This is a genomic window from Mesorhizobium sp. M7A.F.Ce.TU.012.03.2.1, assembly GCF_004006095.1.
Classification (GTDB): Bacteria; Pseudomonadota; Alphaproteobacteria; order Rhizobiales; family Rhizobiaceae; genus Mesorhizobium.
This window is the reverse complement of record NZ_CP034779.1, coordinates 4,010,422-4,023,441: the sequence shown is the minus strand read 5'-3', so window position 1 is coordinate 4,023,441 and position 13,020 is coordinate 4,010,422. Positions and strand designations below refer to the sequence as shown.

Sequence of the window (13,020 nt, the reverse complement as noted above, 5' to 3'; positions counted from 1 at the left end):
GCCTCCTCAAAAGGCCGCCCTGCTGTTTCCGTACCTTGGTGATGACCAGAGCAGTTCCTCAGGCGGAGCCGGCGATTTGTGAGGCGAAGTCGCGATAGGGACGCAGCGGGCGGCCCAGAAGCGTGGTCAGGCGCTCGACGTCGCCGGCCTCGGGCAGCATGCCGTCGGTCAGGAACCGTTCGCCCATCAAGCGCATGTCGTACGCCATCCAGGCAGGCAGGAACTGCTTGAGATTCTGCTCGAAATCTTCGGTGTTGTCGCCGCCGTAGCTGATCGGGCGGGCAAGCACGTCGGACCAGATAGCGGCGATATCCGTCCCGGTCAGTGTCTGCGGACCGACGAGGTTGATCCGCTCGAGCGCAAGCGGCTCCGCGGACCGTTCGCGGCGCAGCAGCTCGAGAGCGGCGATCTCGGCGATATCACGCACGTCGACCATGGCGAGCCCCTTGGCGCCGACCGGCATTGTGTAGGTGCCGTAGCCGGTGATGACGTCTTCGATCATCAGGTCGTTCTGGATGAAATAGGCCGGGCGCAGGATCGTGGCCTGGAAGCCCATCTGCTCGATCATTCGCTCGACGCCGAATTTGCCGGCGAAATGCGGCACGTTCACATAGACGTCCGCATGGATCACCGAGAGATAGACGATCCGCTCGATGCCCGCCGATCGGGCGACGTTCAGCGCGACCAAAGCCTGGGTGAATTCGTCCGGCACCACGGCGTTCAAGAGGAACAGGGTGGAAACACCGGACATGGCTTTGCGCAGTGAATCGACATCGAGAAAGTCGCCTTGCGCGACCGATACGCCTGCCGGAAAGCTGGCTTTCGACGGATCGCGGACGAGAGCACGGACGTCGGCGCCGCGCTTGACGAGGTGTTCGACGACTTGGCGGCCAACATTGCCTGTGGCGCCGGTAACGAGAATGGTCATGGAATTTCTCCTGTTGGGTTGCTTGACAGGCCCAATATGTGTGGCTCACAAACAGTCAAACAGGCCGAAATTTTAGACGCGCCGTCTCACTGGTGGAACACTCATGGATCTTCTGGCCCTCACCGATTTCAACCTCGTTGCCCGCCATGGCGGTTTCGGCAAAGCGGCAAGGGCCACCGGCCGGCCCAAGGCAACCTTGTCGCGGCGGGTTGGAGACTTGGAGAGCAGCCTTGACCTGCGCCTGTTTGAACGGGGCGCGCGCAACCTGAAGCTGACCGAAGAAGGACGGGCGCTCTTCGAGCGGACGGGAGTATTGCTTGCCGAACTGGACGAGACGGCTGCGGAGATCGCCTCGGGCGGTCGCAAACCCAAGGGCAGATTGCGTATCAGCGCGCCCCTGCTTTTTTCTCAGACCGCGATGGGGAGGATCGCTGCGGGATTTACCCTCAAATTTCCGGAGGTGAGGCTGGAGGTCACGACGGAGGACCGGGCTGTGGACATGATCGAGGAAGGCTACGACCTGGTGATCCGGGTCAACCCGGATCCCGATGAAAGCCTGGTCGGACGGGCGTTTCTCCGCGACCGGCTGGTCGTCGTGGCGAGCCCTCACCTTCCTCGCACCGGTGGTCCGGCCCCTGGCGTTGCGCGCGGGACAGGCGAACGGCAAACATGGCACGTGAAGACAGAGGCTGGCCGGTCGACGATAAAAATCGAGCCGGTCCTCGCTTTGGGAACGCTCATTATGGTGCGCGATGCGGTGCGAGCGGGGGTCGGGGCAGCACGTCTTCCCATTTCGTTGGTGGCCCACGATTTGGCTGACGGCACACTGGTGAATTGGGGAGACATTGACGGCCCGGAGATCGCTCTTTGGACGCTCTACCCGTCTCGGCGGCTGCTCAGCCCGCGCGTGTCGGCTTTCCTGGACTTTCTGAAACAGGCCTTCCCGAACGGGACGCCGGACGAACTGGCCGCCTATATCGGCAGGTGATGCCGAACCCGCTTTCAGCGCACTGGGACCCTGGCAGCGTCACGTCACCTGCCAGCCTGCTTGGCAGAACATGCCGCAACCTCCGATCCACTCGTCGACAGAACCCGGCAAACAGGCCGATCGCACCGGCAGGCGCCGTTTCGCGAACGATTGTTTTCGGTGTGGAACAAACTGGGTGCATGGAGGTTTTGGCCTCGCCGCACTCAGGAGGACGTGGTGAAGGCTCTGCGCAGTCTCCTTGCCGAACCGTCATCCAACTGGCTCAGGCGCCGCAAGGCGCAAGCGTCCAACACCGCTGGGAATGCCAAAGCCACGCCCAGCGTTGCGCCGCAGGCGTCAAATCAGCGTGCCGCTCATAGGCCCAAGCCTCCGTCCACCCGCGATGTCGCCTCCAACATGTGAGCGAGCTGCAAAGGCCATGATGATGCTGAATCGCCTGACTACAGATCCACTTCTCCGCCTTTTCATCGGTATAATTGCCGGCACATTGGCTGGAGGCGGTGTCGGCGAAGTGGTCGGCAACCATATCATGGCCGATCCCCTTGTCGGCGCATCCGTGGGCGCTTTTGTCGGCGCCGCGATTGCCGGAGTGATCCTGGCCGTGGAAGAATAGCGCCGCCGCATGGAGCAGCCATGGGGCGGCCGCGTCGTCTTCAAGCCATCGGCATGCGGCCGAACACCCTGTGGGAATTGAGCGATCGGCTGCTATAATTCCTGCTTCCCGGAGAACGCCTGCCATGACCCTGAAAACACGCAAGCTCGGCAGCCAGGGGCTGCAGGTCTCGGCCATCGGCCTCGGCTGCATGGGCATGAGCCAGTCCTACGGCCCGGCCGACGAGGCCGAATCCATCGCCACGCTGCACCGTGCCATCGAACTCGGCTGCACCTTCCTCGACACCGCGGAGGTCTATGGTCCCTACGCCAACGAAGCCTTGCTCGGTCGGGCGTTAAAGGGCAAGCGCGGCCAGGTGACGATCGCCACCAAATTCGGCTTCCGCATCGAAAACGGCAAGCAGGCTGGAACCGACAGCCGGCCCGAGCATATTCGTGAGGTCGTGGAAGCCTCGCTCGGCCGCCTCGGAACCGACCGTATCGACCTGCTCTACCAGCACCGCGTCGACCCGGCGGTGCCGATGGAGGATGTCGTGGGCGCCGTCGGCGAACTCGTCGCGCAAGGCAAGGTGCGCTTCTTCGGCCTGTCGGAGGCCGGCGCGGCCAACATCCGCCGGGCGCATGCCGTGTATCCGGTGTCGGCGGTGCAGAGCGAGTATTCGCTGTGGGAGCGCAATCTGGAGCCGGAGATCATCCCGCTGCTTGGCGAACTCGGCATCGGCCTGGTGCCGTTCTCGCCGCTCGGCCGAGGTTTTCTCACCGGCCAGGTCAAGCGCGCGGAAGACTATCCCGACGGCGATTATCGCCGCAACGACCCGCGCTACCAGGGCGAAAACTACGACGCCAATGTCGAGGCGGCCGCCAAGGTGAGCGACATCGCTGCTGCGCGCGGTGTCAAGCCCGGCCAGGTCGCGTTGGCCTGGCTGCTGGCGAAGGGCGACGGCTTTGGCATCGACATCGTGCCGATCCCCGGCACCAAGCGCAGAAAATACCTGGAAGAGAACGTCGCCGCCGCCGCCATCAAACTCGATGCCGCCGAGATGGCCGCGCTCGACGAAGCGCTCGCGCCGGGAAAAATCTCCGGCCCGCGCTACACCGAGCGGGGCATGGCGATGGTCGACCGGTAGGGGCACCGCCCGTCTCGCTCTGAGGGGCAATGCCCTCGCTCAACTCTTCGGCTGCTGCTGATGTCAAATCTGCCGTCGGCTCGGCTTTATCAGCCAATGTTTCAGCTGGCCGGTGGAGCGTTGATCGCAAATTGCGCAGCGAAAGCCCTGATGTAAGCAGGCCGAGCTTCACCGCGCGCTACATATGCAGCAAGGTTTTGATATTCGTCCAAAATGCCCGACATTCTTAGTCGCAGCAGCACCGATACCATCAACAGATCGCCCGCGCTGAATGCATCGTCGAGCCACTCGGCGGCGTCCAGACGAGCCGAGAGCCTGTCGAGACAGGCGCGAACACGATCCTTCACCAATGGCAAACGCTCCTCGCTCCAGGGCTTGTCAGCTTCGAATATCTTTGCCGTCGTTAATTCGAGGATCGGCGGCTCGACTGTGTTAAGTGCGGCAAACATCCACGTGATCGCACGCGCGCGGGCATCGCGATCGCCGGGCAGCAGGCCCGCGTGCTGCTCGGCAAGGTGAAGGATGATCGAGCCGGTCTCGAACAGTGAGAGAGAACCCTCCTCGTAGGTGGGGATCTGGCCGAAGGGATGGAGGGCCAGATGGTCCGGCGCCTTCATCTGCGCGAAGGAAACAAACCGAACCTCATAAGGCAGCCCTACCTCTTCGAGCGCCCAGCGAACGCGCGTATCGCGCGCCAGTCCCTTGCCGCGATCGGGCGATCGCTCAAATGCCGTGATGGTGATTGTCATCGCATCGTTCCTGATTGGGCGAATTCTTCGGCTCCCTATCGTGAAGACGAATGGGCCTCCCGGAAATCGACATCGGTGTGAACTATTTTCCGCAGTTCGTGCCTGGCTTGTCGACCCCGACATTGCCGAAGAAGGCAAAGGCAGGGCCTAATCCGCCGCTGCCGCCGTGACCTTCTTGGACGCGGCCCGCTGTCGCCGCATGCGCCGTTTGGCGACGAGCTTGAGAGCGACCGGCGGCTCGTTTGAGAGCGCGCCCAGCACGGCGTCGACCATGCCATGCGCCACGAAATCCGCGTTCAAGTCACGGGCCAGTTTGTCGGCCGTCTCCTTGTCCTCAGCAGCGGCCTCCGACCAGAACACGATTCCCACCCGAAGTGCGGCCTTGGCGCGCTTCAGCCGGCGAACCAGGAAGCGGGCGTGCTTGACGGAATCCCGGTTCAGGAATCCGACCACGACGGTGTCGACGGTTTCGAGCTCAAGGCGGCGAATGCTGGCGGGCTCCATATCGGCAAAGCCGGCTTTCGATACCGTCGCGCCCTGCACCTCCAGCACCTGCGCCAGCATAGCGGCGGCGGCGTCGTCGAGCTCGCCACGCCCGCCGGCGCAAAGCACGGAGATATCCGTGCCATCGGGCAGTTCGGTCTCGTCCTCCCCGCTTGGATCGCCATCGTCGCTCGCCTCTGCGGCCACGTGCGACTCCTCCTCGCCTGCCTCCTCCTGCGCGCTGTCGTCGAGATTGGCGACCAGCATCAGGGCACTGGCCGCCACCTGCCGCCTTTGCAAATCGCCCATGACGCCGCGCACACGGTCTTGTTCGCCCAGCAAAAGCGCCGGAATGGCAACCTTGTCGTAGAATTCGACCAGATATTTCTCCTCCAGCATCTCCTCGGCATGGTCGGTGGCTTCTTCCGGATCGCCGGCCAGCAGCCGCTGGTACAGGCGCGCATGGGGTTCGAGCACGGGCTCGTTGCCGAACAGCACGTCGAGGAATTCAAACTGCGGCACGTGTCTGCCCAGCACCACCAGGCAGACGGTGAGCGGTGTCGACAGGATCAGCCCGAGCGGCCCCCAGAGCCACGTCCAGAAAATCGCCGCGACGATGATCGCCAGCGGCGACAGTCCTGTCCGCGAACCGTAGAGCCAGGGTTCGATGATATTGCCGGTGATCAGCTCCATCACCACGAACAGGCCGGCGGTCCACAGCACGAGCGACCAGCCCGGCGCAACGGCCAGCGCCAGGAACAGCGGCAAAAGCATGCCTATGATCGGGCCGATATAGGGAACGAAACGCAGCGCCAGCGCCAGCAGCCCCCACAGCAGCGCATTGGGAATACCGAGGGCCCAGAGCCCGATCGCGATCGGTACGGCGTAGACGATGTTGACGACCAATTGCATCAAGAGATAGCGGCCCACCCGCTTGGCGGCATCCTGAAGCGCCTCGGTGGTGCGGTGGAGGTCGCCGTAGCCGACAAGCCGGATGAAGCGGTCGCGCAGATCCTCCCGCTCGAGCAGCATGAAGATGACGACGACGATGATCAGTCCGGCCGACCCAAGCGGGCTGATCAGCGGACCGACGATGTTCTGCAGGACCTGGAGCGGCCTTTCGCGCGCGACGATCTCGACCGGCACCGGCTCGCGCGGCGGCTTTTCCGGGGTGGCAGCCGGCAGCGAGGGGTCCTGCCGGTCGATCTCCTGGCCGACCCGCTCGACCACCTTGCTCAGTCTGGCAAGGATCCCGCCCCCGACCCCGGTTTCCTTGAGCGAGCGGATCTTGGTCAGGATGTTGGTCTGGTAGACTGGGATGTTCTGCGCCAGTTCGCTGACCTGCGTAGCGACGATGAAGGAGAACAGGCCAAGGGCCGCGAAAGCGCCGAGCACGCTGGCAATGACGGCGGCAATCCGGGGAATGCCTATCTTTTTAAGAGCTGAGACAAGCGGCGCCAGTGCGAAGGTCAGCAGCAGCGCGATCGCGATCGGCAGGAAAACCTCGCGCCCGAAATACAGTGCGGCCACCGTCGTGACGATGGCCGCCATATTGGGCAAAGAGGTTCGCGGATGGGGCGCGGCCGCTGAAAGGGCGTCCCCTAGCCCATCAGCCGGAGACGCCGTGCCGTTTCGACGATTGGCCACGTGATGCCTCCCCTGCCAAATGCCATGATCGGGCATATAGAGCGGACGTGCAACTTTAGCCAACGATGAAATACGCCTCGCTCAACGGGCAATGATCCGGCCCGCGTCGGCCGCTCTCGACCGATCGGATCAGCGCGCCGCATGCCTGGCCAGCGCATGCTCGATCAGCACGTCGATGGTCTGGCTGTAGCCGATGCCTGACGCCGCCAGCGCCTTGGCATACATCGAGATGTCGGTGAAGCCGGGAATGGTGTTGACCTCGTTGACGAGCAGGCTGCCATCGGCGCGCAGGAAGAAATCGACGCGCGCCATGGCTTCGCAGCCAAGCGCCTGGAACGCCTGCCGCGCCATATCCCTGGCCTTCTCGGCCACATCGGTCGGGACATCGGCGGGCACCTTGACCAGCGCGCCGTCGGCATCGAGATATTTTGCCTCATAGGTGTAGAAGCCGTGCTTGCCGGCCGGAATGATCTCGCCGGGCAGCGACACCGTCAGCGACCCGTCGGCGCGCTCCAGCACCGAGAACTCGATCTCGCGGCCCTCGACGAACTCCTCGATCAACACTTTGCCGTCGTAGCGGAAAGCCGTGTCGATGGCCTGCTCGAAGCCATCCCTGTCATTCACCTTGCTGACCCCGAAGGACGAGCCCTGGCGCGCCGGCTTGGCGAAGAACGGCAGGCCGAGCGCCCCGGCAATCTCCTGGAAGGAATGCTTGCCGTTTCGATGCACGGTGACGGAGCGGGCAACCGCCAATCCCGCCTCGCGCATCAGCCGCTTGGCGACATCCTTGTCCATGGCCGCGGCCGACGCGAGGATGCCGCAGCCGACATAGGCTACATCGGCGACCTCGGCATAGCCCTGCACCGAGCCGTCCTCGCCGAACGGCCCGTGCAGCACCGGGAACACGACGTCGATGGGGGGCAGGTCAGGCTGCGTACCATCCCGCGAGACGGCGACCAGCCGGCCCTTGCCGCCGGGCAGCAGCGCGACCTCGGCACCATCTTCGGATGCCGGCGCCCCTGCCGCGTCATCAAGTTGTTGCAGCAGCCATCTGCCGCTTTTGGTAATGGCGATCGGCACGATGTCGTAGCGCGTCCGGTCGATCGCCTTCAGCACATTGGCGGCCGAAAGGCGCGACACGTCATGCTCGGCCGAACGCCCGCCATAGAGGATGGCCACTCTTGTCTTACCGGTCATCGAAATCCCTCGACTGTCAAAAAAAATCAAATGGCGACGGCAATGCCGCGATTGGCGAAGAAGCGGTCGAAATCGGCCGGCGCCAACACTGCGTCTGCCTGTGTGGCGGGGTCATGGCCTGACGGGTTGTGGAAGCGGAAACCCTCGTCGGACGCCGCGGTGACCAGCACCAGGTGACCGCCCTTCGAGGGCGGCTCGCGCTCGGGCCAGCGGATCGAACTGCTGACCGACGCGATGAAGAAGCGCGTCCGCTGCATGATCGCCGGAATCTCGGCCGTCGCGACATTGGTCACCACCTCGGCCCGGAGTCCAAAAACCTCTTTCACGAAGCTGACGAAGGGCGCGTAGATCAGCCCCTTGATCGATCCCCCGTTGACGACATAGCCGCCATATAAGGTGCAGCGCCTGGCAAGCTCGATCGTCGGCACGATCTCGCCGCGGCTGGCGAGGATCATCTTCAGGCACGCCATGCCGCAGATGTTGGCCGCCCAGGCCGCATACTCATCGAGGGTCTCCGCCCCGGATCGCCGCCACAGCGGATCGCGCCTGAGCGCAACATCCGCGCCGTCGGCGAGCACGTCCAGCGTCAGGTCGGGCGTCTCCCACTGGCTGAAAAACGGCACGGTTTCAGGCAATGGGCTCATGCGGACTTCCTCGGGCGGCTGGCTCCATCTCGTATACGAGGATACGAGATGGATGAAAAGCCGCTTAGGCCCGTTTAGGTGTGGCGAGCCGTGCGCCGCCGCCTACTCGGCCTTCGTCCAGCCGAAAACCAGCCAAGCATATTTCGATTTTTCGTCGGGTTCGACAGTGTAGGTCATCTGCATGTCGCCGTCCTTGGCGTAGATATCCAGCCTTGGCGCCGTCTCCAGCTTGAGCCACGCCGAACTGTTGCTGAAGGACCAGGTTCCGCACCAGACGCAAGGCCCCGACGTCGGATCACCCGGCTGATGAAAATTGTAGCGGCCGTCCGCCGTGATCTCCAGATAGTCGAACGCGCCGTAAAACGCGGTCACTGTCTGCTGGAACTCGTTGGCGGCCGCTTCTTGTTCCGGCGTCGGCGCATCCTTCATATCGCGCGGCGGCCGGATGGCTCCGCCGTTGAGTTTCCATTTGCCGACAAAATCCTTCTGGGTCGGAAGATATTCCTCCTGCGCCTGCGCCGATGAAACATAAGCAAAAGGTGATATACTTGTGAGGCCCACGGCCCCGATCGCAAATAAAAGCGTGGCGGCACAGATCGCCCTTGTTGGGTTTTGCATAAAAAATGTATCTCCAAGGGGGTAAGGGGAGTTTTATTGAGGATTTGCAGCGCGCGTTGCTTCCATACCGATTCCCGCCCGCCATTTGCACGGTTAGCATCGGGGCCACCAATCTGGCAACGCAAGGCAACTTCTCTCAGGCATCGCATGCGCCCGCGATCCGGCCGGCTGAATATCGGCAGCTTAGAAGGTGATCTTCACCGAAGCGGCGCTGCGACTATGCGGACCGTGATGGACGGCCTCGATGTTGTTGCCGTCGGGATCGAGCAGGAAGGCGGCGTAATAGCCGGGATGATAGGGCCGTTCGCCCGGCGCGCCATTGTCCGTGCCGCCAGCCGCCAGTCCGGCCTTGTAGAAGGCGTCGACCATGGCGTGGTCCCTTGCCTGGAAAGCCAGGTGATGGCGACCGGTGAGTTTTCCCTGTGCGGCCCGGCTGTCGGCAGTGGAGACAAACAGCTCGTCGGCCCAGAAAAAATCGTCGCCGATCCCACCGATCGGAACATCGATCGCCTGCAAGACCGCCTCGTAGAAACGCCGGCTGGCCGGGAGATCCCTGACCACCAGTTGGATGTGGTCGATGAGCCGGCCGCGATGCAATTCCTGGGTTTCCATAAAGATGCCTCCTCGTGAGGTTCGAATTTAGGTTCGGACAGGGCGTCGTCAATGCGGATACTTGTTCTATCCAGCAAACAAAAAGCCCGCCGGGAGGGGAGCCGGCGGGCCTTTGGAAAGCATGTCTAGCCTTCAGGGGTCTGAGGGGGGATCAGACCTGGTAAGAACCTTCGGTGGCCGCGGAGGTTCCACCCGAACAAAAAATTGCCGATGGCCCGTCGAAACCGCGGAAGCGGTGGAGGCGATTTCTTCGCGAGAGCACTCACAGTTTGGAACTTTCCGCTCACAACCGGGTTGGGTGCCCCGGTGGGAGGAATTGCGATTGGACTGTTTTCAGAGGCTCGAAGCGCTGGTCGATAGCGCCGGTGTCGACGATATCGAGGAAGCAACCGCTCTGCTGCGCCGGTTCAAGGGCAGGTCGCGCGAGGTCGCGGCAGCCATCGATGAGTTCATGCTCGATTTCATGACGTTGGTCTTCGTCGTCGAAAACGGCGAAGCAGGTTTCGAAAAGCCGGTCCGCAAGCTTGCTCGCACCAGGCTTTCAAAGCTTGAGCGGCTGGTGACTGTGATGGCGGAGGAAAAGCCGGCCTCCGGAGCCGGCCTATCCCTTTAGGATGGCGGCTAGCCTTGGAATGCCTTCGCTCACCGCGCGCCGGTCGGCGAGCGTGAAGGACAGCCGCAGCGTGTTGCGCCCGGTGCCGTCGGCATAAAAGGCGCTGCCCGGCACGAAGGCCACCCGCCCTTCTTTCACCGACCGCGCCAGAAGCTCGGTGGCGTCGGCCCCTTCCGGCAACGTTACCCAGACGAACATGCCGCCTTCCGGGCGGCTCCAGGTCACGCCTTCCGGCATATTGGATTCCAGTGCCGAGAGCAGCCCGTCGCGGCGCTCGCGATAGGCGCCGATAAGTTTTTCCACCTGGCCGTCGAAGACGGCTTCGGCGACACGATGCATCACCACCTGGTTGATCGACGGGCTGTGCAGGTCCGAGGCCTGCTTCATCAGCACCAGTTTCTCGACGATGTGGCGCGGGGCGCAAACCCAGCCGACGCGCATGCCCGGCGACAGTATCTTCGAGAACGAGCCGCAATAGAGCGTGCGCGCCTTGTCGATGCCGCCGGACCTGATGCAGTCGAGCGCCAGGATCGGCGGCACGCCGTCGCCGTCATAGCGCAGCGCGCGATAGGCGGCATCCTCGATGACGGCGATGTCGAGTTCGCCGGCAAGGTCGAGCACCGCTTCGCGCTGCTCACGGTTCAGCGTGTTGCCGGTCGGGTTGGCGAAATCCGGCACCAGATAGGCGAATTTGGCCTTGCCGCCATTTGCTGCCGCTGCCGCGCGATAGGCATCGGGCGTCATGTTGCCGCCGGCCGGGGTCAGCCGGTCGTAGCGAGGCTCATAGGCGTTGAAAGCCTGCAGCGCGCCGAGATAAGTCGGCCACGTCACCAGCGCGGTATCGCCCGGCGACAGGAACAGTTTGCCGAGATAGTCCAGCGCCTGCTGCGAGCCGGAGGTGATGAAGATATTGGCCTCGTCACAGGCGACGCCGAGCTTGCCCATCTGCCCGGCGAGCCAGCGCCGCAACGGCAGGTAGCCTTCCGAGACCTGGTACTGCAGCACCGCACCCGCCTCCGCGCCGCCCAGCACCGAAGCATAGGCGTCACGGATCGCCTCGGCCGGGAACAGCGCCGGATCGGGAATACCACCGGCGAACGAAATGATGTCCGGCTGGTCGAGCAGCTTCAGGAGCTCGCGGATTTCGGACGCTTTCATGCGCGACGAGCGCGAAGCCAACAGATTCATAAGGGTCACGACACGCCTCCCCAGACGCTGCAATATAGGTCAACTTGGCTGACCTATATCAGTCTTTGCCGGCGCTTTGAATAGGGCCTGAAAGCCGTCCGCTATGCGCCAGCCGCTGGCCGGGCGGGACGGGGGCGGGAAACTACAAGGTTCTCTTATAGCCGAGATGGCTGCCGGTGAAGCCGAGGCTCTCATAGAAGCGGTGCGCGTCCGCGCGCGACCTGTCGGTGGTCAACTGGACGAGGCCGCAGCCGCGCACCCGGCACGCATCGATCGCCCATTCGATCATCAGCCTGCCGACGCCCCCCGAGCGCCGGTGGCCGGCAACCCGAACCGCCTCGATCTGCCCGCGCCACGCGCCCTTGTGCGAGAGCCCGGCAAGGAAAGAAATCTGCAGGGTGCCGATCACCTCGCCGCCCTCGACAGCCACCGCCAGCAGTTGATTGGGATCGGCGTCGATGGCGTTGAAAGCATCGACATAGCCTTGCGCCAGCGGCAAGGCAGCGTCCTCGCGGCCGGCGCCAAGCGGATCGTCGGCCAGCATCGCGACGATATCAGGCAGGTCGGAGGCCTGCGCACGGCGGAAGGTGATCATGGTGTCGAGATATCGCGAGGCGGCGGCAGCGGCAAGGTGCCCTCTCCCTTCCCCCCTTGTGGGGGAAGGTGGATCGGCGCGTCAGCGCCGAGACGGATGAGGGGTGTTCCAGCGGAGTGAGGCGTTGGCGTTCCCTGAAACACCCCTCATCCGACCCCGCTTCGCGAGGCCACCGCCCTGGGGCGAACCACTGGTCTCGCCCCGTCCTTCGGACCCACGAGGGGAGAAGGGAAAGGGCGCGAATCACACCCCGCCCTCATACGCCAGCTGCGCCTGCGTCATCGCGTCATCAAGTCTCGCACCCTCGGCATATCTAGCCAGATTCTGCGGCCGCTCCACACCGGGCAGCAGCCTCGGACACGGCTCGGCGGCGCCGACCACCATCCGCACCGGGATGACGCCGGCCCACACCGGATGCCCGTAATCCTCCTCGTCGTCGGCGACCCCCTTGGCGCGCACTTTGGCTGATGCCTCTTCGATGCGCATGCCGATCACCGTCGTCGCCTTGGCCTCCTGCACCGAGATCGGCCGCAGAGTCTCGCTCCGGCCGGGGTAGAAGCGGTCGACGACGCCGGCCAGCGCCTTCAGTTTCTCATCAGGCTCATCGATGATCCGCGCCGTGCCGAAACACATCGCCGAGCGGTAATTGGCGGAATGGTTGAAGCCCGAGCGCGCCAGCACCAGCCCGTCGAGATGCGACACCGTCAGACACGCCGGCGTGCCGTCGCGCAGATTGCGCAGCATGCGGCTGGCCGACGAGCCGTGCCAGTAGAGCATGTCGTCCTCGCGCCAGTGGATGGTCGGCGTGCAATAGGGCTGGCCGTCGAACGTATAGGCGACATGGCACAGCAGCCCGGCATCCAGCACCGCGAAGACTGCCGCATGGTCGTAGCTGCCGCGCTCGTGCAGGCGCTTGACGCGGTTGCGGCTGGTGGTCGGAAAGCTGGCTGGCGTGTCGTTCACGGCTTGCATCCTTGGTTGTTGTCTGCCAACCATGCGCCATGACATTGGTTGATAAA

14 protein-coding genes are annotated in these 13,020 nt (G+C 63.8%); 4 read left to right on the top strand and 10 right to left on the bottom strand.

All coding sequences use genetic code 11. From position 1 onward, the window contains the following. Nucleotides 1-58: 58 nt before the first annotated feature. On the bottom strand, nt 59-928 hold the full coding sequence (locus tag EJ079_RS19640; protein ID WP_127809858.1) for an NmrA/HSCARG family protein: 870 nt from the start codon (nt 926-928) through the stop codon (nt 59-61). Nucleotides 929-1,031: 103 nt separating this feature from the next. Here EJ079_RS19640 and EJ079_RS19635 point away from each other — a divergent pair, with 103 nt between their 5' ends. The 3 genes from EJ079_RS19635 to EJ079_RS19620 all read left to right on the top strand — a co-directional run bounded on the left by EJ079_RS19635 (nt 1,032) and on the right by EJ079_RS19620 (nt 3,655). Beyond that, nucleotides 1,032-1,916, top strand: coding sequence for a LysR family transcriptional regulator (locus EJ079_RS19635; protein ID WP_127809857.1), 885 nt, complete (start codon nt 1,032-1,034; stop codon nt 1,914-1,916). Nucleotides 1,917-2,334: 418 nt separating this feature from the next. Beyond that, nucleotides 2,335-2,529 carry a hypothetical protein gene (locus EJ079_RS19625; RefSeq protein ID WP_127382563.1) on the top strand — a complete coding sequence of 65 codons (195 nt, stop codon included), beginning with the start codon at nt 2,335-2,337 and terminating at the stop codon, nt 2,527-2,529. A 124-nt stretch (nt 2,530-2,653) separates the two neighbouring features. Beyond that, nucleotides 2,654-3,655 carry an aldo/keto reductase gene (locus EJ079_RS19620; protein WP_127809856.1) on the top strand — a complete coding sequence of 334 codons (1,002 nt, stop codon included), beginning with the start codon at nt 2,654-2,656 and terminating at the stop codon, nt 3,653-3,655. Nucleotides 3,656-3,756: 101 nt separating this feature from the next. Here the strand turns inward: EJ079_RS19620 and EJ079_RS19615 are convergent, their stop codons facing one another. The 6 genes from EJ079_RS19615 to EJ079_RS19590 all read right to left on the bottom strand — a co-directional run bounded on the left by EJ079_RS19615 (nt 3,757) and on the right by EJ079_RS19590 (nt 9,605). After that, complete coding sequence (locus tag EJ079_RS19615) at nt 3,757-4,404, bottom strand: glutathione S-transferase family protein (protein WP_127271145.1); 648 nt, start codon at nt 4,402-4,404, stop codon at nt 3,757-3,759. A 147-nt stretch (nt 4,405-4,551) separates the two neighbouring features. Then, nucleotides 4,552-6,438: an AI-2E family transporter gene (locus tag EJ079_RS19610; RefSeq protein ID WP_245481705.1), complete on the bottom strand. Its 1,887-nt coding sequence runs from the start codon at nt 6,436-6,438 to the stop codon at nt 4,552-4,554. A gap of 225 nt (nt 6,439-6,663) precedes the next feature. Beyond that, a complete protein-coding gene (locus EJ079_RS19605) occupies nt 6,664-7,731 on the bottom strand; it encodes a D-alanine--D-alanine ligase family protein (RefSeq protein ID WP_127809854.1) in 1,068 nt (355 codons plus the stop codon). Between the two features lie 26 nt (nt 7,732-7,757). Continuing rightward, nucleotides 7,758-8,375, bottom strand: coding sequence for a C39 family peptidase (locus EJ079_RS19600; protein WP_127809853.1), 618 nt, complete (start codon nt 8,373-8,375; stop codon nt 7,758-7,760). A gap of 102 nt (nt 8,376-8,477) precedes the next feature. After that, on the bottom strand, nt 8,478-8,993 hold the full coding sequence (locus EJ079_RS19595) for a hypothetical protein (protein ID WP_127319408.1): 516 nt from the start codon (nt 8,991-8,993) through the stop codon (nt 8,478-8,480). A 183-nt stretch (nt 8,994-9,176) separates the two neighbouring features. Next, on the bottom strand, nt 9,177-9,605 hold the full coding sequence (locus EJ079_RS19590; protein WP_127809852.1) for a VOC family protein: 429 nt from the start codon (nt 9,603-9,605) through the stop codon (nt 9,177-9,179). 322 nt (nt 9,606-9,927) lie between these two features. Between EJ079_RS19590 and EJ079_RS19585 the strand changes: the two genes are divergently transcribed. Next, nucleotides 9,928-10,218, top strand: coding sequence for a hypothetical protein (locus EJ079_RS19585; RefSeq protein WP_245481704.1), 291 nt, complete (start codon nt 9,928-9,930; stop codon nt 10,216-10,218). On the opposite strand, the gene EJ079_RS19580 is transcribed toward EJ079_RS19585, so the two are convergent. From EJ079_RS19580 to EJ079_RS19570, 3 genes are all read right to left on the bottom strand, one after another. Continuing rightward, nucleotides 10,207-11,406, bottom strand: a complete 1,200-nt coding sequence (locus tag EJ079_RS19580; protein WP_174800357.1) for a PLP-dependent aminotransferase family protein — start codon at nt 11,404-11,406, stop codon at nt 10,207-10,209. The two genes, EJ079_RS19585 and EJ079_RS19580, sit on opposite strands and share 12 nt — an antisense overlap. Before the next feature lie 142 nt (nt 11,407-11,548). Continuing rightward, complete coding sequence (locus tag EJ079_RS19575; protein WP_127809850.1) at nt 11,549-12,001, bottom strand: GNAT family N-acetyltransferase; 453 nt, start codon at nt 11,999-12,001, stop codon at nt 11,549-11,551. Nucleotides 12,002-12,244: 243 nt separating this feature from the next. Further along, a complete protein-coding gene (locus EJ079_RS19570; RefSeq protein WP_164873819.1) occupies nt 12,245-12,997 on the bottom strand; it encodes a pyridoxamine 5'-phosphate oxidase family protein in 753 nt (250 codons plus the stop codon). Between the last annotated feature and the right edge of the window lie 23 nt (nt 12,998-13,020).